We start from the raw sequence: 21,419 nt of genomic DNA on the forward strand, positions 1-21,419 counted from the left end.
GCAACTGGCGGCACGGTCGAAAATTCTTGAGCTGTTCCGTCTGATCGACGCGCAGCAGCTCACGGCGACGGAGGCGGCGCGACAGCTCGGCTACGACCGTGCCCACCTGCGCAAGGTCCGGCAACGACTGGAGCAGGAGGGCGTGCTGGCACCGCGTTCCGGTCGGCGTTGGCGTGCGGCGGCCCACCGGGACATCGTCGTCGAGCAGGCGTTGGCGCATCCGAGCCTCGGAGCGAAACGGCTCGCGGCTGTGCTCCGCGAGCTGCCGCAGGGCGGGTGCAAGGTGAGTCACGGCACGATCTCGATCATTCTGCGGGAGGCCGGCCTCAACACCGTCGCGTCCAGACGCTCTAGACTCTCCAGCGCTAGCGGGAGTGGCGGAACGGCAGACGCGGTAGGTTTAGGTCCTATTGTCCGAAAGGACGTGGGGGTTCGAATCCCCTCTCCCGCACCAGCAGCACCGGCGACGCAGGCCGCCACGTCGGAGTGTCGTCCGCGTCACGAGGACGCGCGGCGCGCACGGGTGACAGGTCAGGATGAGCGTCGTGAGCCTGCGCTTCGTCCTCGATCCTGAGCTGACCCCGCAGTTGCGGGCCCGGATCGTCGCCCTCTGGGTGGATGTCACCAACGCTGGCGGCGCGGTCGGCTTCGTCCCGCCGGTCACCGCCGCCGACGTCCGCACGATCGCCGACCCCACCTTCGCCGGGATCGCCGACGGGCCGGACCGGCTGCTGCTCGGGTACGCCGACGACCGGCTGGTCGCGGCGCTGATCTTCTGCGACAACCGGTTCGACCTCAAGGCGCACTGGTGCGTGCTGAAGCGGGTCATGGTGCACCCGGACACCCAGGGCACCGGGTACGGGTCGGCGCTGATGCGGGAGGCCGCGCGACTCGGCCGGGAGATGGGCCGCGAGGCGCTGCACGTGACCGTTCGCGACGGGCTGGGGCTGGACGCCTTCTACCGGCGCCTCGGCTACCGGGAGATCGGCCGGCTGCCGGCCGCGCTACGGGTGGCGCCCGGCGACGACCGGGACGAGATCCTGATGTGGCTCGACCTGCCACCGAACGCGGACTGACCCGCCGGGTACGGCTGAGCCACGCGATCGCGGCGACCATCCGGCCAGCGCAGCCCGACCGACCGGCGTACCGGACCGGTCAGCCCGCGCACCAGCGGGCCGCCGCTCCGGCCGGCCGACTGGCCGCCGCCTCGACCGGCGCGCCGGCCGGCGCCGCCTCCCGGGCGCGGCTGGGCGGGACCCTCGTGGGCGTACCGGCGGGACGGGCCGCGGGCGAGCGCGCCGGTGTGGACGGACGGGGGGCGGCCGTCGCCGTGGTGCGCTCGTACATGCGCACGACGCTGGTCTGCACCTGACCGGGGGCCATCCGTACGCCGCCCACGGTGACCCGGTGGCCGTACACGTCGCTGACCCGCACGCTGTACGGTCCGGGGCCGGCCCCGGAGGCGATCAGCCAGTAGTTGTAGTCCTGCCGAACCGCCGGTCGCCATCCGCCGGAGTCACGCTGCCGGACCTCGACGGCGCGCAGCGGGTTGCCGTGGTTGCCGACCCGCACGGCGAACCACCACTGGGATGCCCCCTCCTTGATCCGGAAGGTGAGCGGGCCGGGCAGCGGCGGGTTCACCACCGCGCGGTAGCGGACCGGAACGACGCCGCGGACGGGGTCGGCGATCCGGGCGAACGCCTCCCGGGACAGGTCGAGGTGGCCGGGGACGCACTCCGGGCACTGGTCCGTGATCAGTACGCGGACCGTGCCCTTCGGGCCGGTGACGTCGAGGAATCCGCCGCAGGCGGCGCCGGCGGCGTACTCGTCGGGGCCCAGCGCGACGTAGAGCCGGTTGGCGGGGGCGGCCGGGTTGGAGCAGTTTCCGCCGGCGCCGTTGGAGTCGTAGAAGGTGGCCTTGCCGTCGTGCGTGGCGGTGCCGGTGGGCGGCGCGGCCGCGAGCGGAAGGCCGGCGGCGCAGGCCGGGGTGGATCCGGAGCGCAGGGTGAGGGTCAGCCCGAGTACCGCCGCGAGGACGGTGACGCCGGTGGCGACCAGCCAGGGCGCCGGGCCGGTTCGGGGCGCGGGCGGCTCGTCGGGGGTCCGGTGCAGGTCGAGGTCGATGTCGATGCCGCCGGGAGCGCTTCCGTCCGTCACGCCGGTCGATGCTGCCGGACCCGTGCTCGGCCGGACAAGGCCACTAAGCCAAAGCTAAGACACCGTCCACGGACGGTGACCGGCGCGCTGCGGCACCAGCTCTCAGGACTCGACGACCAGTGGGGCACCCACGGCCAGCGGGCCGGTGTCGAGCGGAACGAGGTGTAGTCCGAAGAGGAGTTTCCGCGCCACGTTGCGGTGTCGGCCCAGGGTGCGCAGCGGCTCCTTCCCGCGTACCCCGGTCTCCTGGTCGATGGTGGTCACCACACAGCGGTCACACGGCCCGGCGGCGCGGAACCGCTGCTCGCCGAGGCGCAGTGTCCGGCCGGCCCAGTCGTCCTCGGCCCAGGCTGGCGCGCCGTCCACGACCAGGTTGGGCCGGAACCGGGTCATCGGGACCGGCTTCTCGTCGGCCTCGGCGAGCCAGTCGTTGACGGCGTCCAGCGAGGCGCTGTTGGCCAGCAGCAGCGGGTAGGCGTCGGCGAAGCTGACCTGGTCGCCGGTGTCGTAGGGTCGGTCGTCGGCGGCCAGGTGACGGGTGGGTCGGGCCAGCCAGACCAGCCGCACCGATCGGCCGAGCAGCGCGCCCAGCCACTCGTCGGCGGCCGGGCCGGCGGGCAGCGCCGGGACCGGCAGTTTGCGGTTGCCGAAGGTGCGGACGGGCACCGGGTCGGCACCCTCCGGCTCGGGGACGTGCAGGTCGGGGCGGCCGTCGGCGCGCAGCAGCAGGCCAGCGTCGCGGGTCACCGCGCGCACCCCGACGAGACCGGTCGCCTCCCGCTGGGTGACGCCGACACCGGCGTCGTCGACCACCATCCAGCGCCGGTCGCCGGCCAGGCCCCACGGCCGCACCAGCGTGGCGTCGTGGTCGACGCGGTGGCAGCCCTTCAGGGGGTACGTGTGGATCGAGGCAAGCCGCACCCGGTCACCATGCCACGCCGATGCCGTCCCCGGGGTACCAGTGGTTGGCGGGGCTCTCCCGGTACGCGAGGAACCGTCGGCCGGTGCGCTCGGCGTGCTCGGCCAGGACGTTGGTGGCCGTGACGTTGTCGGTGAGCAGGATCGCGCCCGGGGCGAGCTTGGCCTGCACCGCCTCGAACTCGCGCCGCTCGTGGGCGCGGCTGTGGTCGCTGTCGTGCAGGAAGAGGTCGACCGGTCGGTCCAGCGCCCCGATGGAGGCGATGGAGTCGCCGATCACCAGGTCGACCACCTCGGACCAGGGGGTGCTGCGGGCCAGGTAGCCGGCCTCCGGGTTGATGTCCAGCGAGGTGAGCCGGCCCGGGTGTCCCTCCTGCGCGTTGCGCAGCAGAGCGGCGGCCAGGACGCAGCTGCCGAGTCCCTTGTCGGCACCCGTTTCCACGACGTGGGCCGGCCGGGCGGCCCGGACGAAGGCGTACCAGCCGATGCGGCGGGCGTAGCGGACCTGCCGGTCGGCCAGCCCGCGCCGGGCGGAGCCCGCGGTGGCCTGCTCGATGTGCTGCCGCAGCGGCTGGTCGGACTCGATCTCGTCGAACCATGCGCGGACCTGGCTGACCGGGCGGTCGCAGACCACGCTCACGAACCAGGCCAGGTGGTGGCGGCTGAGCGTGGTCAGGTCGTAGGTGTAGTTGTGGTGTTCCCGCGAGGTGACCAGCCACCGGACCGAGGTCCGCAGCACCTTAGCGTCGTGGCGGGCGACCCGGGCCAGTCGTTTGGGAAAGGCAGCGACGGGTGCGAGTGGGGTGCGCGCGATGGCCCGTCGGAGCGTGACTCTATCCACGGATGACGTTGTACCAGGCGCGGGGTTCCCGTGGTGGAGACCTCATCGTTTCTCCTCCTTCGATCCGTCCGGCGGGGCCGGGCGTCGTGACGGTCAGCCCTCGGGGACCGTTCGGAGGAGGGTCCCCGCGCTGTGCGGGTGGTCAGTAGCATCCCGCCCATGGCAGGCGCGCAGCAGAACCTTGATCCGATGCCGGGCATGTTCGGTCCTGGGCACGACAGCGGGTCGCCGGCCGAGGGGCAACGACCGCCGCGGAAGCGCCGTTGGCGTCGAGTGGCGCTGATCAGTTTCCTGGTGGTGGCGCTGCTGGGCGGGGCCGGCCTGGTGGCTGGGGGCCTCTACGTCCGGTCGGTCGAGTCCGGAATCGAGCGGGTGGACGCGTTCGAGGACGTGCCGGCGGCCGAGCGCCCACAGGTGACCGAGAAGGCCAAGGGTGCGATGAACATCCTCATCCTCGGCAGCGACACTCGTGACCCGGAGAACACCGGCGGCTCCCGCACGGACACCATCATCCTGGCGCACCTGCCGAAGGACCGCTCCAGCGCGCAACTCATCTCCATTCCCCGAGACACCTGGGTGCCCGTGCCGCGGTCCAAGGACGGCACGCGGGGCGGGCGGGACGCGAAGATCAACGCCGCGTACGCCTGGGGTGGCGTTCCGCTGATGGTGCAGACGCTGGAGAAGTTCACCGGTGTGCGGATCGACCACGTGACGATGGTGGACTTTGCCGGCTTCAAGGAGATCGTGGACGCCCTCGGAGGCATCGACGTCACGGTCGAGAAGGGGTTCACCTCGACGCACTCGCTGAACCCGGACAGCCGACGGACCTTCCAGGCCGGCCGCCAGACCTTCGACGGGGCCACCGCGCTGGACTACGCCCGGGAGCGGTATGCCTTCGCCGACGGCGACTTCGCCCGGATCCGGCACCAGCAGCAGGTGATCAAGGCGATCCTGGACAAGGCCTCCTCCGGCGGGACCCTGGCCAACCCGGGCAAGCTCAACGCCTTCATCAAGGCCACCGCCGACTCGGTGTCGGTCGACCGGTCCCTGTCCATCCTCGACCTCGCCACGGAGCTGCGGCAATTGCGCAGCGGCAATCTCGGCTTCTACACCTGCCCGACGAAGGGCACGGGCCGCATCGGCACCGAGAGCGTGGTGCTCGCGGACACCGCGAAGGCACGTACACTCTTCGATGCGGTGCGGCGCGACTCGGTCGACGAGATCACCGCGTTCCAGCCCACCTCCTGATCCACAGGTTCACGTCGGAATCATCCTTACGGCCCTGGTGACCGGGTCGGCGCGGCCATATTCTGCGATCGCCCGGCAGGCATTCGTGCCACCGTGGCATCACGGGGAGGAACACCAATTGATGTCGAGCGATTCGACATCGACGAGAGTCGTCGCTGATGCGCCTGACGGCGCGTTCGCGCCGCGCCACGTCGATCAGCATCAGAACGCACCGATCGTCGACGACCACCAGAATCTGGGCACCACCACGGTCCTGCCGTACGCCAGTTCTCGCGCTTCCAAGCGGACCAACCCGCTGCGGGCCTGGATGCTCGCCGTGCCGGTGGACGTGGCCGCCCTCATGGTGCCGCTGCTGCTCACCGAGCGCTACTGGCGCGGCACCCTGGCCATGACCGGCCTGACCGTGGCGATCTTCGCCGTCGGCGGCCTCTACCGGCCGCGGCGGCACCTGAGCATCCTCGACGAGCTGCCCAGTCTGACCGGACGGCTGCTGGCCGCCGCCTCCATCGTCGCCATCATCGCGGCGACCCGGCACGACTCGGCCTCGTACCTGACCGACTTCATGCGCGGCGTACTCGTCTCCGCCGCGCTGGTCATCCTGGGCCGGGCACTGACCCGCACCCTCGTCATGACGGCCCGCCGGCGGCGGTGGGTGGAGCACAACGCGATCGTGATCGGGGGCGGCCCGATCGGGGTGGAGCTGGCGCGGCTGCTGCGCCGTTACCCGCAGTACGGGCTGCGCTTCGTCGGCTGTGTGGACACCGTGCCGCGGGGCGCGGGGCTCCAGTTGGCCGGCAGCCTGGACGACCTGGAGTACCTCGTCCGGCTGCAACGGTGCGACGTGCTGATCCTCGCCGATCCGGCCAGCTCCGAGTCGACCGTGATGGAGGTCCTCCGCCAGCCGCGCAGCGCGGCCTGCGACCTGTGGGCCGTTCCTCGGTTGTGGGGGTCCCGTTCGGCCGCCGGCAACCCGGACCACATCGGCGCCATCCCGGTCGTGAAGATCGGTGACACCACCCTGTCCGGGCCGCGTTGGGCGCTGAAGCGGGCGTTCGACGTGGCGTTCGCGACGGTGTCCCTGCTCCTGCTGAGTCCGGTGATGCTGCTGTGCGCCGTCGCGGTGCTGCTGGAGAGCGGCGGCCGTGGTGGCATCTTCTTCCACCAGGAGCGGATCGGCCGGGACGGCAAGCCCTTCCAGGTCATCAAGTTCCGGTCGATGCGCCCGGTGAACGAGCACGAGTCGCAGACGAACTGGTCCATCGCCCACGACAAGCGGGTCGGCCCGGTCGGCCGGCTGCTCCGACGTACCTCCCTGGATGAGCTCCCCCAGTTGTGGAACATCGTGCGCGGCGACATGAGCGTGGTGGGCCCCCGGCCCGAGCGTCCGTACTTCGTGGAGAAGTTCTCGGCAGAGTACCCGACGTACGCGATGCGGCACCGGGTACCGGTGGGCCTCACCGGGCTCGCCCAGGTCAGCGGCCTGCGCGGGGACACTCCGATCTCCGACCGCGCTCGGTTCGACAACTACTACATCGAGAACTGGTCACCCTGGTTGGACATCAAGGTGCTGCTCCGGACGGTCGCGGAGGTCTTCCGGGCCGGCGGTCGCTGACGGCGTACCCGTCCGACCGCGGCACCGGCTGTCCAGGCGGTGGCGCGGCGTGGGATCATCGTCCGTCCACCGTGTCACTGGGAGGGGACCCATGGCCCACGAGGGCAGCGCGGCACGACCGGACGGTCGGGTCGTCAGCCGCCGATCCGCGTTGTTCCGGGGTGGGGCGGTCGCGGCGGGTGTGGGAACCGCGGCGCTGGGCGGCGCCGCGGCGGCGAACGGTCTCTCGTCCCCGGGCGACGGCCGGGTCGTCAACGTCCGCGACCACGGGGCGACGGGCGACGGCGCGACCGACGACACCAAGGCCCTCCAGGCGGCGATGGACGCCGTACGCCCGACCGGCGGGATCGTCCACCTGCCGCCCGGCGTCTACCTGACCCGGCGCCTGACCCTGCGGTCCCGGGTGCACCTGCGTGGCTCCGGTGGGGACACGACGGTCCTGCGGCTCCGGGCCGGAGCGAATTCGGCGATCCTGGAGTCCGAGGGGTTCGGCGGTTTGACCGGCACCCGCTCCGAGGGCGGGATCACGCTGTTCAGCCTCCGCGACCTCACCCTCGACGGCAACAAGGAGCAGAACCCGGACGGCGGTTACGGGCTGCGGGTGTACGGGTACGGCTACGAGATCACCGAGGTGATCGTCTTCAACTGCCGCAACGACGGCGTCGTCAGCGAGTGGGGCCCGACGGCCGCCCTGGCCGCTCCCTCGCACCAGATGGAGGCCCGCCTCACCGCCCTGCGCTCCCACGACAACGACGGGCACGGCATCGCCTTCCAGGGCCCGCACGACTCGATGTTCCTCAACTGCGTGGCCTTCGAGAACGCGGGTGCGGGGTTCCGCGTCGCCGGAGACTCGACGGGTACGCAGATGGTCAACTGCCACGCGTGGGGCATCCGGCAGAACGTGGCGTTCGACCTGGCCGCGACCAGCGTCGGGTGCGTCAACTGTTACGCCGACCTCAACGGCGGGGTGGGCGTACGCATCTCGCGCAGCGACTGCCGCTGGATCGGCGGGTTCGTGCTGGGCTACAACGAGGCGCATCCGAACCCGGAGATCGGGGTGCAGTTCGCGCCGGGGACGCAGCCGGAGGAGCCGTCCGGCTGCGTCGTCGACAGCAGAATCGTCAACTGCGGGACCGCGGCTGTCGACTTCGGCGCCGACCGGGGCCTGTCGAATGTCCGGGTCAGCATGTTCCAGCCCGGCGCCCTCGCGGAGGGCGGCCGGCGCATCGCGGGTACGGGGCGCGGCTGGATCGGGCAGCCGGCGCCGTCGACCCAGGTGGAGATCGTCCAGGGGCTCGGCGACCCGGACCACAACCTCGTCGTACGCCCCGCCTTCGACCTGCGGTCGCAGCCGACTCCCGACCGGCCGTCGGGTGGGAGCGTCCGCGTCTTCGCCCGCGAGGTCGGTGGCCGGACCCAACTGTGCGCGCTCTTCCCGAGCGGCGCCGTCCAGGTGATGGCCACCGAACCCTGACGGTCTCGGCGGTGTGCCGGAGGCGGCCCGCCGGTGCGTGCCCCGGCGGGCCGCGCTGCCGCGACGGTCAGACGCGGGTCGCGGACGCCCCCGCCGCCCGGTGTACGCCGACGTGCCCGTCCGGCCGCGCCTCCAGGGGTGCCTGCTCAGTGGGCGTGCCCCGCATCCTCGCCAGGAACCACGCCGTTACCAGCACCTCGCAGAGCAGCAGTAGGAACACGAGGTCGGACACCCCGGCGGCCCAGCCGAGCGCCACCGCGACCCCACCGAACGCGATGAGTCGGGACCCGATGGCGGACACCAGGTATCGGCGCGGACGGGCCTGGATCATGTGGCGGACGGACAGCCAGGTGGAGAACGTGAGCAGCAGCTTGTAAGCGCAGTATCCGGCGACCACGGCGATGCCCACGGCGGCGAGGTCGGCGGCGAGCAGCCGGCGCAGCTGTTCGCTGGCGAGGACCACCCCCGACACGCCGAGCCACGCCACGAGCGTCAGCCCTCGGGTGAGGGTGCGCCAGCGAACGTCCCGGCCCGCCACGATGTCCTCCCGGGTGCTGGCGGAGAGCACCACGTGGAACGGACCGAAGACGAGGTCCAGGGCCCGCAGGACCACCACCGCGGTCTGCCCCGCCGCCGCGCCGGCCACCGACGGCAACGCGATCGTGTACGCGAGGTCGGCCAGCGCGGCCAGGCAGTACACCGAGCCGACCGACAGGCTTTCCCGGGCTTTCGGCCGGACCCGACCGGCGGAGGCCGCCCGGGGCCGCAGGGCCACCCAGGCCAGCACGGCGAGCTGCGCCGGCACGGCGGCGATGTCGACGCGGACGTCGGCGGCGAGGAGGACCACGCCGCTCACCAGGGTGCCGAGGGCGGTGAGCTGGGGGATGAGGTTGGCTCCACCCGGTGAGCGGGTTCGTGCGCAGGCCCAGAACATCGCCTCCACCGGCAGTTGGAGAAGAACCGGGGCGATCACGCACAACCGGTCGGTGAGACTGCTGTGCGGCAGCGCCACGGAGACCGACAGGAACGCCACGGCGGCGACCGGCAGCGCCACGAGCGCGGAGACCCGCCGCGCCCAGCTCTCCAGGTTCCAGTCTTCCGGGACGACTCCCGCCGACAGCGGCCGGCCGACCAGTGCCTCCATCAGCGTGTAGGGGATGGCAAGCAGAGTGCCCAGCAGCGCGACCAGAGCCAGTCGCTCGTGGTCCGCCCAGGAGGCGTAGAGGAACAGCGCCACGCTCGACAGCCGGGTGAGCGCCTGCACGGAGATCTGTGACCGTTGCAGCCGCAGCAGCGCGGTGGAGAGGACGGGCACGATCATCTCCCGTGGTGGTCGGAGGGCCGGCGGGTCGGCCGGACCGGCGGGATGAAGGCGGTGCTCTCGTCGTCTGCGGACCGGTGCCGCGAGTAGGGCGGCGGTGGCGGCGGCAGCGGCGGCGGCGGTGGTGGCGGTGGCGGTGGCGGTGGCGGCGTGCGCCGAGCCGGGGACGGCGTCCACGGGGGTTGCGGCGGTTGGGGAGGTGGAGGCGCCGGTGGTGTGTCGCGTCGCCGGGCCGGACGCTGCGGCGGGAGCATGACCGTGTCCGCGTCGACACGCCGCAGCACCACCGTCTCCGCATCGACCCGCGGGAGCACCACGGTGTCGGCGTCGACCGGCCGCCGCTGTGGTGGCCGTACCGGCGGGTGGACGACGGGCGGGACCGCGGGCGCCGGTCGCGCCGCCGCACCCGTGTCGATCTGCCGCAGTGGCAGCGGATCCAGGTGGACGGCGTACGCGACGAAGACCGCGAGGCACATCGTCGCGCCCGTGTACTCCCAGGCCTCGATCACCAGGAACGCACCGGCCAAGCCGGTCAGGACGGCGAGCTGCGGCACGGCGGAGGGACGCGTGGACGCGCGCTGCCAGAGCCGGAGCATCAGGTATCCGATCCCGCCGAGGAGTGCCACCATCATCGGCAGTCCGTACTGCAGGGCCACGCTGACGAAGTAGTTGTCGACGAAGATCTGTTCGCCCTGGGCGACCCGCGACACGGTCGCCGCTCCGGCGGCACCGATGCCCCGGCCCCAGAGCGGAAGGTCGCCGTCGAGCAGCACCGACCAGACCTCGAAGCGTTGGAAGAGGCTGCGCGCCCCGGTCGCACCGACGGCCACGAAGCCGGCCGCCACGCACACCACGACGCCGAGTCCGACCAGGCGGGCCCTGCGGCGGGCGGCCGCGCCACCGGACCGGTTGCCCACGGCGGCGGCGATCACCCCGCCGACCACGAGCAGGGCACCGGAACGGGAGGTACTGAGCGCGAGGCAGACGACGGCCGCGACCGCACCGACGTGCCACGACCAGCGCGTGGGCCGGCCGCCGGACGTCAGCCAGAGCGCCACGTACCCGAGCAGGTACGCGCCGGCGAGGATCCCCAGCTCGGCATTGAACTCGGTGAGGCCGGGCGCCCGGAAGGTGTCACCGATGTAGCGGACCGCTCGCCCCTCCTCGAACCCCCACTGCACCAGTTGGGCCGGCCCGATGATCAGCTCGGCGATGGTGGCCACGCCGTTGGCCATCAGCAGCCACGCCGCCACGGTGACGACCCGGGTCACCCCGGACCCGCGCAGACCCACGAGAGCGAGGAGGAGCAGGAGCGGCAGCAGGGTCAGCCGGAGCCCGGCCACGGTCTGCGCCGGCCCATGGTGAGCTACCCCGATCAGGCTCCACACGCCCAGCACGACCACTGCCGCCACACCACCGGCGACCTGTCTGCGGCTCCAGCCGCCGCGCAGCACGCAACGGAGGGCGTGCACGCCCGCCACCGCCGCTGCGGAGAGCCCGAGGGCGTACTCGCGCCCTCCGAAGGCATCCCCGACGACCCCCTCCACGCCGGCGTGACGCAACCCGAGCGGGGCGTTCAGCACGACGAACACGTAGGCGAGGCCCGGCACGGGAAACACGGCGAGCGCCACGAGCGCGACGACGAAGACCGGCAGGAGCGGCGGGAGACCGGCGAGCCCGCACACCACGGCGGCCACCGGCACGGCGGCGATGGCAACGAGCAGGAACTTCACGGTGCGCCACCGGATCGGGCCCGGCGACCGCGCCGCTCGCCGGCCGGCGGTCATCGTCGGGGTGCCGGGACGCGTCGGCGTCGCACCGCGTCCCCCGCGCGCAGCGCGGTGTAGGCGCCGACGACCGCGTCGACGTGCCGGTCCCAGTCCAGCTCGCGCCCGTCCCGGTCGGCGGCCGCCGCGATCGTCGCGTAGTCGGCGCGGGACGTGTTGGCGGCCCGCCGCAGCGTGTCGGTCAGCTCCGACCGGGTCCGGAAGATCAGCACAGACTCCTCCGACGCCATCGGTGGCCGGGCCACCTCGCTGGAGATGATCGGACGACCGGCCCGCAGCGCCTCGACACACGAGATCGGAAAGTTCTCGGCCCACTGGCTGGGAAAGACGAGCCACCCCGCCCGCGCCATCGCGGCCTCCTTGCCCTCGGCGTCGAGGAAGCCCAGGTATTCGAGGCCGGGCAACTCCCGCGCCGCTGCCTCGACGTCGGCCCGGCGCGGGCCGTCCCCGCCCACGAGCAGCGTCGCACCGTTCACCCCGGCCACGTCCCGCCACGCGTCGAGCAGCAGGCCGATGCCCTTGTGGTCGCTGAGCGCGCCGAGGAACAGGAACACCGCCGGGTCACCGGCCGGCCAGGACACCGGGGCGTCGGTGGCCGGCACGGCGAGCGGCACGACCGTCCCGCTCAGCGTGGACCCGGACGGGAGGTGACGCTGCGCGATGTCCCGGGTGCGCGCGGCCGGCCACAGCATCGACACCTCGCGCATCTGCCGAACCAGCCAGGCGGACCGCGCGCGCAAAAGGCGGTCGGTCAGGTCCGAACGGCCCTGGTTGGCGAGGCTGTTGTTCGGGTCGCAGACGGCGTAGTCGTGGACGGTGTGGCAGGTCGGCCAGGTTCGGGCCAACCGTGCCACGGGCAGGACACCGAGGCCCTGCCAGTTGTGCACGTGCACCACGTCGGGCGCGAAGTCGCGCAGGGCGCTGAGCCGGAGCCCGGTCGGGTCGGCCAGGTCGCCGAGGTGGGTGAGGACCTTGCCCAGCCGCGGGTCGACACCACCCAGGCGGGCCGAGACGCGGGTCTCGACCGGCGCGTCGGTGGGCAGGCTGTGCGGCGACGGGCGGCTGAAGACCCGCACCTCGTGGCCGCGCTCGGCGAGGGCCCCGGACAGGTCCCGCACGTACTGCTCGGCGCCGCCGCGGATCGCGAACGACGAGTGCACCATGGCGATCCGCACTGGTCAGGCCTGCTTTCCGGGCTGGGACGCCACGCGAGCGTCGGCATCGAGGTCGGTGGCGAGCAACTCGGCCAGGTGGGCAGTCGCTTCCCGCCAGGAGCGGCCGGCCGCACCCGCCGCCGGCCGGGTGCCGCCGATGGCCTCGCGTACCGCCCGGACCAAAGCGGACGCCGTCCACGTGGTCATCCGGACCGCTCGGCCATCGGTCGCCTCGAGCAGGGCGGGGTCGGGCGAGATGACGGTGGGGGTGCCCAGCCGCAGTGCCTCGGCGGCCGGCAGGCCGTACCCCTCGAAGTGGCTCGGCATCAGGAAGGCCGCGGCGCCGGCGACGGTGGCAGCGTAGTCGGCGTCGGAGAGCCGATCGAGCAGGAGCACCCGGTCGGCCGCCGGGGACGCCGCCACGGCGTCGGCGAACCGCGTGATCCGCTGGCCGCCGGTGAGCACCGCGAGCACGTGGTCGGGAAGGTCGGCCAGGGCCTCGACGGCGAGCTCGACGCCCTTGTGGGCCGCATGCCCGGCGACGAGCAGGTACGGGAGCACCCCGCCGGTGCGGGCCGAGAGCTCCGGCGGCAGCGCGCCGGGTGCGACGTGCACGTCGCTACCCGGGTACCAGACCGTGCTGCGCTCCTCGGGCACACCGTAGAGCCCGAGGAGGTCGTGACGGGTGCGGGCGCTGACGCAGAGCAGATGCCGGGACCGGTTGATCGCCGTCGCGTAGCTGGCCCGACGGTACTGCCGCACCGACGTCGACAGGTCGTGCGGCCAGAGCCGGAAGGCGAGATCGTGGACGACGGTGGTGACCGGCAGTTGGCTGCCGACCAGGGCCACCGACGGGCTCAGTGAGAGCACCTGGGCGCCGGCCGCCTCCTGCCGGGCCTCGCCGGTCACCCGCCGTAGCGCAGTGGTGGCGGACGCGACGGCACGAGCGCGATCCGGGGCCTGTCGGCTGACCACCGTCACCTCGGCACCGGACCCGGTCGGCGGCTCCCAGGACGGAGGCACGGCGACGAGGCGGAGCCGCTGCCCGGCCGGCCAGTGCCGCACGACCTCGCTGAGGACGCGGGTGATTCCGCCCGGGCCGACCCCGCTGCAGTCGACGATCGTGTCAGCGGGTCTCATCGGCGATCCACTCGCTCATCCGGGTGCGGAACCACTGCGGCGAGAACGCCGTCGCGTGCTCCCGGATGCGCGCCGGGTCCAGTTCGTCGACACGGCGGACGGCGGCGGCATGGTCACCGGGCCGCATCGAGCCGAGCAGGAAGCCCGTCTCGCCGTCGACCACCGTCTCCAGCAGGCCACCGCTGTTCAGGCCGATCACCGGGGTCCCGCAGGCCTGAGCCTCCACCGGGATGATGCCGAAGTCCTCGTGCGCCGGGAACAACAGCGCCCGGGCACCGGCGTAGAGCTCACGCAGGCGCTCCCGCGAGGGCCGTACCTCGAAGGTCACCGGCACCCGGACGGCGGCCGCGAGTCGACGCAGGCGGGCCTCCTCCGGCCCGGAACCGGCCACCACCAAGGGTAGCCCGGCCTCCGCGGCCACCTCGATCATCAGGTCGAAGTTCTTGTACGGGATCCAGCGCCCCACGCCCAGCAGGTAGTCGCGAGCCGCCTGGGGCGGTGCCGCGGCGAAGTACTCGACGTCGACGGGCGGGTGGATCACGACCGCGTCGCGCTTCCAGAACCGCCGGATCCGCTCCTGCACCTCGCGGGAGTTGGCGGCGTAGGCGTGCACGTGCCGGCTGAACCGGCGGTCCATCGACTGGAGCGCCCGGCGCGGGCCGCTGAGCAGCGCCCCGGAGCCCCGGCCGTCGAAGTTCGGGCTCCAGACGTAGCGCGCGGGCGAGTGCACGTAGCTCAGGTGCCGGGTCCGTTCCGGCGGACCGAGCCGGACGGTGTGGGCGAAGGCGTGGCTGGAGGAGATGACCACGTCGTACTGCTCCTCACCGACGGTCCGCCAGGCCAGGGGCATGACGGGGAGCGCGAGGGCCTTGCTGCGGCGCAGCGGTGTGCGGGCCAGCCAGGTCTCGTGCAGGCCGAGACGCTCGACCTCGACGTCCCGGTCCGCCCAGAGCACGATGCGCCGCGCGTGCGGGACGAGGTCCGCGATGGCGAGGAACACGTTCTCCGATCCGCCCGTGGCACCGAACCACTCGTGCACGACCGCGACGGAGCGGTCAGCGAGCAGCGGCGCTGATGCCGACGGCGGTACGGCCGGCCGGACATCGTCCAACGAAGTCAATGTTCCTCGCTCACGTCGACATTCGACGTCCCGGACGTACGGCCGTCCCAGGACATGGTCAGCTGTTGCGGCGCCACAGGTCCCGCATCGCGTCCCAGTTGCCCGCGATACCGGCCTCGCACAGGGTCTCCAGGTAGAAGGCGCCGTCGACGTCGTCGCGGTCCCACCACACGCCACAGACCGTCCGTTCGTCCCCGCCCTTGAAGGCGTACTCGACGTAGCTGCCGGGGGCGCCGGTCACTCCACCGACCGTCCGGGTCGCCTCGCGCAGGCCCGGCGCCAGCGCGCCGCCAGCGAGGTTGAGCTGCTGGCGGTAGGCGCGCGCCGCGTCCTTCTCCGCCTTGCCCTGGTAGAGCGCGAAGTGCAGGGAAGCGCCACCGTAGCGACAGAAGACGTGCCGCTTTTCGTCCGCCGGCAGCTTCGGCCCCCCGACCTCGGTGTCGACGGCGCAGCCTCCCGCCTCGGCCAGCCAGGGCTCCGCCAGCGCAGTGAGGCTGCCGTCGAACTTGGTCTTGTTGATGGAGAACTGCGTCGCCTCGTACGGCGAGAGGGAGGCGCTGGCCGAGGGCGAGGCCGAGGGCGCGTCGTCGCCGCCGGCGCTACCGATGAAGTACCCCGCGGTGCCGGCGACCAGGGCGAGCACCAGTGCGGCGACCGGCCAGACCCAGCCCGGCCGTTTCGGCTCGCGTTGCACCGGGGCGATCCGCCGGCCCGTGCCGCTCAGCGGATCGTACGCGGCCTGGGACGACGGCACCGGGGCGCTGGCGATCGCGGGCGGCTGGCCCTGCGCCGCCACGGGTGGGGTCGGCGCGGCGGAGACCGGCTGCGGTGAGGCGGACACCGGCTGCCCGGAGACCGGGTCGGTGTGCACCGCCCAGGGCAACTGTGGCATGTGGTTCACCAGCTCGGGCGCACCGGAGACCGATTTCGGCGGTCCGCTGACCTGCTGCGGGACGCCGGACACCGGCGGCGCCGACGAGGGAGGGGCCGACGAGGGAGGGGCAGACGAGGGCGGGGCCGAGACAGGCAGGTCGGGCACCGGCTGGTAGTCCAGGCCGAGGCTCTGGAAGAGCCGCTGCGGCGCGTTCCCCTGGTCTGCGCGGTAGGCCACCCAGGGGTGGGCGGCCGACAGGTCGACGGCCGCGTACTGGTGACCGCCGTTGGCCTGCGCCAGCGCGTGGGCCGCGTTACCGAAAGCCTCGCGCCAGCGCTGGTCGGAAGCGGCGACCCCGTCCAACACGGCCACGGTGGCGAAGTGCCCCTGCCCGTCCACTGCGGCCCAGGCCTTTCCCACCTGACACGCGCCCAACATGTGGGTGTACCTGTACGGGCTCTCCGGCTGCATGCCACTCCTCCGCTCAACCGCCGTGCGGATCCTACAGAGCCGGCGCTGTGTGGGCCGCCCGCCGGTCGGCCGACGACAGTTGGGCGGGACGGGTGCGTCGACGCGACCTATTGCCGACTGAAAGTTTTCATGCATAGAGTCACGGCGTGAATGAAGGAGCCAACGGGGCGTCGGTCGAACGGGTGCTGGACCTGTTCGACGGGGTCCGGCTCACTCCGACCCAACGCCGGATCGCGCACTGCCTCGTGCAGCACGCCCCGGCCGTCGCGTATCTCTCCGCGGCCGAGGTGGCCGAGTTGGCCGGCGTCAGCCAGCCGTCGGTCACCCGGTTCGCCGTCGCGCTCGGCCACGACGGCTACCCGGCGCTGCGCCGCCGGCTGCGCGACCTCACCACCGCCGTACCCGGCGGTCCGTCGGGCGCCGGCAACGAGCTCCAGCAGGCGGTACGCGGGGAGATGAGCAACCTGGACCGGCTCGCCGGTCAGCTCGCCGACCGGGACCGGATCGCCGAGACGGGTCGGCTGCTCGCCGCCAGCCGGCCGCTGCCGGTGCTCGGCCTGCGGGCCGCCGCGCCGTTGGCCGCGTACTTCGCCTACTTCGCCGCCAAGGTGCACCCGGACGTTCGGGTGCTCGACGACAGCGGCAGCCTGCTCACCGACCGCCTGGAGCAGGCCGCCGAGGCCGGCGCGTCCGCGGTGCTGGCCTTCGTGCTCCCCCGCTACCCCCGGGAGACGCTGGACGCGCTGCGCGAGGCACGCGCCGCCGGGCTGGCCGTGGTGGCGATCACCGACTCGCCGGTCAGCCCGGCCACCGAGCACGCCGACGTGGTGCTGCCCGCCGCGGTCGGCGCCCAGCTCGTCTTCGACCTGCACACCGCCCCGATGGCCCTGGCCATGGTGCTGTTGCAGGCCATCTGCGACGCCACGCCGGCCGACACCCAACGCCGACTGGAGGCCTTCGAAGCCTCCGCGGCCCGCCGACAGTTGTTCCTCAGTTGACCCGGAGGAGATCAGAGATGACCCAGCCCGTCCGTGCCGCACGGGGCAGCCAGCTCACCGCCCGCGGGTGGCAGCAGGAGGCCGCCCTGCGGATGCTGATGAACAACCTCGACCCGGAGGTCGCCGAGCGCCCCGAGGACCTGGTCGTCTACGGCGGCACCGGCAAGGCCGCGCGGGACTGGCCGTCGTACCACGCGCTGGTCCGGACGCTCACCGACCTGCGCGAGGACGAGACCATGCTGGTGCAGTCCGGCCGCCCGGTCGGGGTGCTGCGGACCCACGAGTGGGCGCCCCGCGTGCTGCTGGCCAACTCCAACCTGGTCGGTGACTGGGCCACCTGGCCGGAGTTCCGCCGGCTGGAGCAGCTCGGCCTGACCATGTACGGGCAGATGACCGCCGGGTCGTGGATCTACATCGGAACCCAGGGCATCCTCCAGGGCACCTACGAGACGTTCTCGGCGGTCGCCGCGAAGAGGTTCGGCGGCACCCTCGCGGGCACCCTCACGCTGACCGCCGGATGCGGCGGAATGGGCGGCGCGCAGCCGCTCGCGGTCACCATGAACGGCGGCGCCTGCCTGATCGTCGACGTTGACCGCAGCCGGCTGGAGCGCCGGGCCCGCGATCGCTACCTCGACGAGGTGGCCGACTCGCTGGACGACGCCGTCGAGCGGGTGCTCGCCGCCAAGCGGGACCGCCGGGCGCTGAGCGTCGGCGTGGTCGGAAACGCCGCGGTCGTCTTCCCCGAGCTGCTCGTGCGCGGCATCGAGATCGACATCGTCACCGACCAGACCAGCGCGCACGACCCGCTGTCGTACCTGCCGGTGGGGGTGGAGCTGGACGACGCGCGGGACTACGCGGCGGCGAAGCCGGCCGAGTTCACCGACCGGGCCCGCTCGTCGATGGCCCGGCACGTGGCCGCGATGGTCGGTTTCCAGGACGCGGGCGCGGAGGTCTTCGACTACGGCAACTCGATCCGGGGCGAGGCTCAGCTCGCCGGGTACGAGCGCGCGTTCGACTTCCCCGGCTTCGTGCCGGCGTACATCCGGCCGCTGTTCAGCGAGGGCAAGGGCCCGTTCCGCTGGGCGGCCCTCTCCGGCGACCCGAAGGACATCGCCGCCACCGACCGGGCCATCCTGGAGCTGTTCCCGGAGAACGAGTCCCTGGCCCGGTGGATGCGGATGGCCGGCGAGCGGGTCGCGTTCCAGGGCCTGCCGGCGCGGATCTGCTGGCTCGGCTACGGCGAGCGGGACAAGGCCGGTGTGCGGTTCAACGAGATGGTCGCCTCTGGTGAGCTGTCCGCGCCGCTGGTCATCGGCCGCGACCACCTGGACTGCGGCAGCGTGGCCAGCCCGTACCGGGAGACCGAGGCGATGGCCGACGGCTCCGACGCGATCGCCGACTGGCCGCTGCTCAACGCGCTGGTCAACACCGCCAGCGGCGCCTCCTGGGTGTCCATCCACCACGGCGGCGGGGTGGGCATCGGCCGGTCGATCCACGCCGGGCAGGTGTGCGTGGCCGACGGCACAGCCCTGGCCGGCCAGAAGATCGAGCGGGTGCTCACCAACGACCCGGCGATGGGCGTGATCCGACACGTGGACGCCGGCTACCAGGACGCCCGCGACGTCGCGGAGCGTACCGGCGTCCGCATCCCGATGGCAGAGTAAGGAAGGGCCCCTTGTTAACGCCTGATGTAGGGGAAGGGTCCCTTCCTAACAGGTTCCGGACGCTGTGGGACGAGATCTCGCCGGTCGGGCGGGACGCCGGCAGCGGCGGCTACCTGCGTTACGCGCTGACCGGACCCGAGCTGGAGCTGCGCGACTGGTTCCGGGCCCAGGCCGACCGGCGCGGCATGCCGGTCGTCGAGGACGGCAACGGCAACCTCTTCGCCGTCTGGGGCGACCCGGCGGCCGGCGACGCGGTGCTGACCGGGAGCCACTTCGACTCGGTGCCGCACGGCGGGGCGTACGACGGGCCGCTCGGCATCGTCAGCGCGTTCCTCGCCGTGGACGAGCTGCGCGCCGCGGGCGTCACGCCGACCCGGCCGGTGCTCGTCGCCGCGTTCGTCGAGGAGGAGGGGGCTCGTTTTGGCGTACCGTGCCTGGGGTCGCGGCTGCTCACCGGGGCGATCGCGCCGGAGCGCGCGGCCGAACTGCGCGACGCCGCGGGGGTGAGCTTCGCCGAGGCGTTGGGCGACCGGCCGGCGGGCGCCCGGCCGGACCTGCTGGGCCGCCTCGGCGCCTTCGTCGAGCTGCACGTCGAGCAGGGCCGGGCACTGGTCGACGTGGACGCGCCGGTCGCGGTGGCCAGCGCGATCTGGCCGCACGGCCGCTGGCGCTTCGACGTCACCGGCGAGGGCAACCACGCCGGTACCACCCGGATGGCCGACCGCCGCGATCCGATGCTGACCTACGCGTTCACGGTGCTCGCGGCGAACAAGGAGGCCCGGCTGCGCGGGGCGCACGCCACCGTCGGCCGGGTCGCCGTCGAACCGAACGCCACCAACGCGATCCCGTCGAGGGTGACCGGCTGGTTGGACGCCCGGGCGGCCGAGCCCGAGACGCTGACCGGGCTGGTCGACGCGGTGCACGCCAAGGTCGCCGAGCGGGCCCGCCGGGACGGGACCGAGGTGACACTGACCGAGGAGTCGGCCACCCCGCTGGTGGCCTTCGACGGTGGGCTGGCCCGACGGCTGGCCACGCTGCTCGACGCGCCGGTGCTGCCCACCGGCGCCGGGCACGACGCCGGCGTGCTCGCGGCGCACCTGCCCACCGCGATGCTCTTCGTTCGCAACCCGACCGGGGTGTCGCACTCGCCCGCCGAGACGGCCGCCGACGAGGACTGCGCCGCCGGGGTACGGGCGCTGGCCCGGGTGCTCACAGAGCTGGCCTGCCGATGACCACCGCCCGGTGGCTCGCCGAGTACGCCTGGCTGCCTGCGCACGCCGAGCCGACGCCCGACGTGCTGATCGAGGTCGAGGACGGGCGGATCAGCGTCGTCACGCCACTGGTGGGCGGCGGCAGCCCGACCGCCGGGGTCGAGGTGCTGCGCGACGCCACCCGGCTGCCGGGGCTGACCCTGCCCGGGCTCGCCAACGCGCATTCGCACGCCTTCCACCGGGCGCTGCGGGGACGCACCCACGACGGCCGGGGCGACTTCTGGAGCTGGCGGGACCGGATGTACGCGGTCGCGGCACGCCTCGACCCGGACGCCTACCTGGCGCTGGCCCGGGCGGTCTACGCCGAGATGGCGTTGGCCGGGATCACCTGCGTCGGCGAGTTCCACTATCTGCACCACCGGCCGGACGGCGGCCGCTACGACGATCCGAACGCGATGGGCGCGGCGCTGGTCGAGGCCGCCGCGCACGCCGGGATCCGGCTCACCCTGCTGGACACCTGCTACCTGACCGCGGGTGTGGACGGGCGCCCCCTGGCCGGGCCGCAGCGGCGCTTCGGCGACGGCGACGCCACCCGGTGGGCCGAGCGGGCGACCGCGTTCCGGCCGGAGGACGGGCACGTCCTTCTCGGCGCGGCGGTGCACTCGGTGCGCGCGGTGCCCGCCGGGCAGCTCGGCACGGTCGCCGACTGGGCCCGCGAGCGCGGTGCACCGCTGCACGTGCACCTCTCCGAGCAGCCGGCCGAGAACGACGAGTGCCGGGCGGTGCACGGGCGTACCCCCACCGCGCTGCTCGCCGAGCACGGCGTGCTCGGCCCGGCCACCACCGCGGTGCACGCGACCCACCCGACCAGCGGCGACCTGGCGCTGCTCGGGGAGAGCCGCAGCGGGGTGTGCCTCTGTCCCACCACGGAACGCGACCTCGCCGACGGGCTCGGCCCGGCCCGGCGGATGGCCGACGTGGGGATCCCGCTCAGCCTGGGCAGCGACAGCCACGCCGTGATCGACCTCTTCGAGGAGGCCCGCGCGGTGGAGCTGGACGAGCGGCTGCGCACCCGGCGGCGCGGCCACTTCACCCCCGACGAGCTGCTGGCCGCCGCCAGCGCCGCCGGGCACGCCGCGCTGGGCTGGCACGACGCCGGCCGGATCGCCGTCGGTGCCCGCGCCGACCTGGTCACGGTACGGCTGGACAGCGCCCGCACCGCCGGGGTGCCGCCGGTGGGCGCGATCTTCGCGGCCGGTGCGGCCGACGTCGACCAGGTGCTGGTGGACGGCCGGGTGGTGGTGGCCGACGGCCGGCACCTGACCGTGGACGTACCCGCCGAGCTGGCGGCCTCCATCGAGGCGGTGACATCCGCGTGAGCGCGAGGAGTGAGCCGGGTTTGCGAGCCCCGCAGTCGCGAACGAAAGAG

Annotated in this window: 17 protein-coding genes, 1 tRNA gene and 1 pseudogene; 10 read left to right on the forward strand and 9 right to left on the reverse strand. The window is 73.3% G+C overall.

Translation table 11 applies throughout. From position 1 onward, the window contains the following. Nucleotides 1–43: 43 nt before the first annotated feature. The 3 genes and pseudogenes from ACFOW4_RS26555 to ACFOW4_RS26565 form a co-directional block, all read left to right on the forward strand. Nucleotides 44–157 (forward strand): annotated as a pseudogene (locus ACFOW4_RS26555) (helix-turn-helix domain-containing protein); the annotation flags it as partial. A gap of 211 nt (nucleotides 158–368) precedes the next feature. After that, a tRNA-Leu gene (locus ACFOW4_RS26560) sits at nucleotides 369–454 on the forward strand. Between the two features lie 91 nt (nucleotides 455–545). Then, entirely contained in the window at nucleotides 546–1,076 is a 531-nt protein-coding gene (locus ACFOW4_RS26565) for a GNAT family N-acetyltransferase (RefSeq protein ID WP_377532751.1), read from the forward strand. A 79-nt stretch (nucleotides 1,077–1,155) separates the two neighbouring features. Here the strand turns inward: ACFOW4_RS26565 and ACFOW4_RS26570 are convergent, their stop codons facing one another. From ACFOW4_RS26570 to ACFOW4_RS26580, 3 genes are all read right to left on the reverse strand, one after another. Beyond that, nucleotides 1,156–2,157: an expansin EXLX1 family cellulose-binding protein gene (locus tag ACFOW4_RS26570; protein ID WP_377532680.1), complete on the reverse strand. Its 1,002-nt coding sequence runs from the start codon at nucleotides 2,155–2,157 to the stop codon at nucleotides 1,156–1,158. 102 nt (nucleotides 2,158–2,259) lie between these two features. Next, nucleotides 2,260–3,078, reverse strand: coding sequence for an MOSC domain-containing protein (locus tag ACFOW4_RS26575; RefSeq protein ID WP_377532682.1), 819 nt, complete (start codon nucleotides 3,076–3,078; stop codon nucleotides 2,260–2,262). Nucleotides 3,079–3,082: 4 nt separating this feature from the next. Beyond that, nucleotides 3,083–3,814, reverse strand: a complete 732-nt coding sequence (locus tag ACFOW4_RS26580) for a class I SAM-dependent methyltransferase (RefSeq protein WP_377532684.1) — start codon at nucleotides 3,812–3,814, stop codon at nucleotides 3,083–3,085. Between the two features lie 381 nt (nucleotides 3,815–4,195). Between ACFOW4_RS26580 and ACFOW4_RS26585 the strand changes: the two genes are divergently transcribed. The 3 genes from ACFOW4_RS26585 to ACFOW4_RS26595 all read left to right on the forward strand — a co-directional run bounded on the left by ACFOW4_RS26585 (nucleotide 4,196) and on the right by ACFOW4_RS26595 (nucleotide 8,250). Then, nucleotides 4,196–5,164 carry an LCP family protein gene (locus ACFOW4_RS26585; RefSeq protein ID WP_377532753.1) on the forward strand — a complete coding sequence of 323 codons (969 nt, stop codon included), beginning with the start codon at nucleotides 4,196–4,198 and terminating at the stop codon, nucleotides 5,162–5,164. A gap of 121 nt (nucleotides 5,165–5,285) precedes the next feature. After that, nucleotides 5,286–6,776, forward strand: coding sequence for a sugar transferase (locus tag ACFOW4_RS26590; RefSeq protein WP_377532685.1), 1,491 nt, complete (start codon nucleotides 5,286–5,288; stop codon nucleotides 6,774–6,776). 91 nt (nucleotides 6,777–6,867) lie between these two features. Beyond that, nucleotides 6,868–8,250 carry a glycosyl hydrolase family 28-related protein gene (locus ACFOW4_RS26595; protein WP_377532687.1) on the forward strand — a complete coding sequence of 461 codons (1,383 nt, stop codon included), beginning with the start codon at nucleotides 6,868–6,870 and terminating at the stop codon, nucleotides 8,248–8,250. A 67-nt stretch (nucleotides 8,251–8,317) separates the two neighbouring features. Here ACFOW4_RS26595 and ACFOW4_RS26600 read toward each other — a convergent pair whose 3' ends face one another. The 6 genes from ACFOW4_RS26600 to ACFOW4_RS26625 are packed head-to-tail and all read right to left on the reverse strand — an operon-like array spanning nucleotide 8,318 to nucleotide 16,117. After that, on the reverse strand, nucleotides 8,318–9,571 hold the full coding sequence (locus tag ACFOW4_RS26600; RefSeq protein ID WP_377532689.1) for a hypothetical protein: 1,254 nt from the start codon (nucleotides 9,569–9,571) through the stop codon (nucleotides 8,318–8,320). Further along, entirely contained in the window at nucleotides 9,568–11,304 is a 1,737-nt protein-coding gene (locus ACFOW4_RS26605; protein WP_377532691.1) for a hypothetical protein, read from the reverse strand. The genes ACFOW4_RS26600 and ACFOW4_RS26605 overlap by 4 nt, the downstream gene beginning before the upstream one ends. A gap of 50 nt (nucleotides 11,305–11,354) precedes the next feature. After that, the gene (locus ACFOW4_RS26610; protein WP_377532693.1) at nucleotides 11,355–12,533 is read right to left on the reverse strand and encodes a glycosyltransferase family 4 protein; all 1,179 of its coding nucleotides are present in this window, start codon (nucleotides 12,531–12,533) and stop codon (nucleotides 11,355–11,357) included. Nucleotides 12,534–12,536: 3 nt separating this feature from the next. Further along, nucleotides 12,537–13,652: a glycosyltransferase gene (locus ACFOW4_RS26615; protein ID WP_377532694.1), complete on the reverse strand. Its 1,116-nt coding sequence runs from the start codon at nucleotides 13,650–13,652 to the stop codon at nucleotides 12,537–12,539. After that, nucleotides 13,639–14,772 (reverse strand): glycosyltransferase, encoded by a 1,134-nt coding sequence (locus tag ACFOW4_RS26620; RefSeq protein WP_377532696.1) that lies wholly within the window; start codon nucleotides 14,770–14,772, stop codon nucleotides 13,639–13,641. The genes ACFOW4_RS26615 and ACFOW4_RS26620 overlap by 14 nt, the downstream gene beginning before the upstream one ends. 58 nt (nucleotides 14,773–14,830) lie before the next feature. Continuing rightward, nucleotides 14,831–16,117 (reverse strand): hypothetical protein, encoded by a 1,287-nt coding sequence (locus tag ACFOW4_RS26625; RefSeq protein ID WP_377532698.1) that lies wholly within the window; start codon nucleotides 16,115–16,117, stop codon nucleotides 14,831–14,833. Nucleotides 16,118–16,263: 146 nt separating this feature from the next. Between ACFOW4_RS26625 and ACFOW4_RS26630 the strand changes: the two genes are divergently transcribed. Genes ACFOW4_RS26630 through ACFOW4_RS26645 form a run of 4 tightly spaced genes read left to right on the forward strand, consistent with a single transcriptional unit; the run spans nucleotide 16,264 to nucleotide 21,369 of the window. Then, the gene (locus ACFOW4_RS26630) at nucleotides 16,264–17,115 is read left to right on the forward strand and encodes a MurR/RpiR family transcriptional regulator (protein ID WP_377532700.1); all 852 of its coding nucleotides are present in this window, start codon (nucleotides 16,264–16,266) and stop codon (nucleotides 17,113–17,115) included. A gap of 17 nt (nucleotides 17,116–17,132) precedes the next feature. Further along, the gene (gene hutU / locus ACFOW4_RS26635; protein ID WP_377532702.1) at nucleotides 17,133–18,779 is read left to right on the forward strand and encodes a urocanate hydratase; all 1,647 of its coding nucleotides are present in this window, start codon (nucleotides 17,133–17,135) and stop codon (nucleotides 18,777–18,779) included. 11 nt (nucleotides 18,780–18,790) lie between these two features. Further along, nucleotides 18,791–20,011: an allantoate amidohydrolase gene (locus ACFOW4_RS26640; RefSeq protein WP_377532703.1), complete on the forward strand. Its 1,221-nt coding sequence runs from the start codon at nucleotides 18,791–18,793 to the stop codon at nucleotides 20,009–20,011. Further along, entirely contained in the window at nucleotides 20,008–21,369 is a 1,362-nt protein-coding gene (locus tag ACFOW4_RS26645; RefSeq protein WP_377532705.1) for a formimidoylglutamate deiminase, read from the forward strand. The genes ACFOW4_RS26640 and ACFOW4_RS26645 overlap by 4 nt, the downstream gene beginning before the upstream one ends. Nucleotides 21,370–21,419: the final 50 nt, after the last annotated feature.

The sequence above is a fragment of the Micromonospora sp. GCM10011542 genome, from assembly GCF_042650685.1.
Lineage (GTDB): Bacteria > Actinomycetota > Actinomycetes > Mycobacteriales > Micromonosporaceae > Micromonospora.

Excerpts from the sequence above, each read along its gene's own strand:
- ACFOW4_RS26590 (WP_377532685.1), top strand. The coding sequence starts at position 5,286 with ATGTCGAGCGATTCGACATCGACGAGAGTCGTCGCTGATGCGCCTGAC.
- ACFOW4_RS26595 (WP_377532687.1), top strand. The coding sequence starts at position 6,868 with ATGGCCCACGAGGGCAGCGCGGCACGACCGGACGGTCGGGTCGTCAGC.
- ACFOW4_RS26600 (WP_377532689.1), bottom strand. The coding sequence starts at position 9,571 with ATGATCGTGCCCGTCCTCTCCACCGCGCTGCTGCGGCTGCAACGGTCA.
- ACFOW4_RS26615 (WP_377532694.1), bottom strand. The coding sequence starts at position 13,652 with ATGAGACCCGCTGACACGATCGTCGACTGCAGCGGGGTCGGCCCGGGC.
- ACFOW4_RS26625 (WP_377532698.1), bottom strand. The coding sequence starts at position 16,117 with ATGCAGCCGGAGAGCCCGTACAGGTACACCCACATGTTGGGCGCGTGT.
- hutU (WP_377532702.1), top strand. The coding sequence starts at position 17,133 with ATGACCCAGCCCGTCCGTGCCGCACGGGGCAGCCAGCTCACCGCCCGC.
- ACFOW4_RS26645 (WP_377532705.1), top strand. The coding sequence starts at position 20,008 with ATGACCACCGCCCGGTGGCTCGCCGAGTACGCCTGGCTGCCTGCGCAC.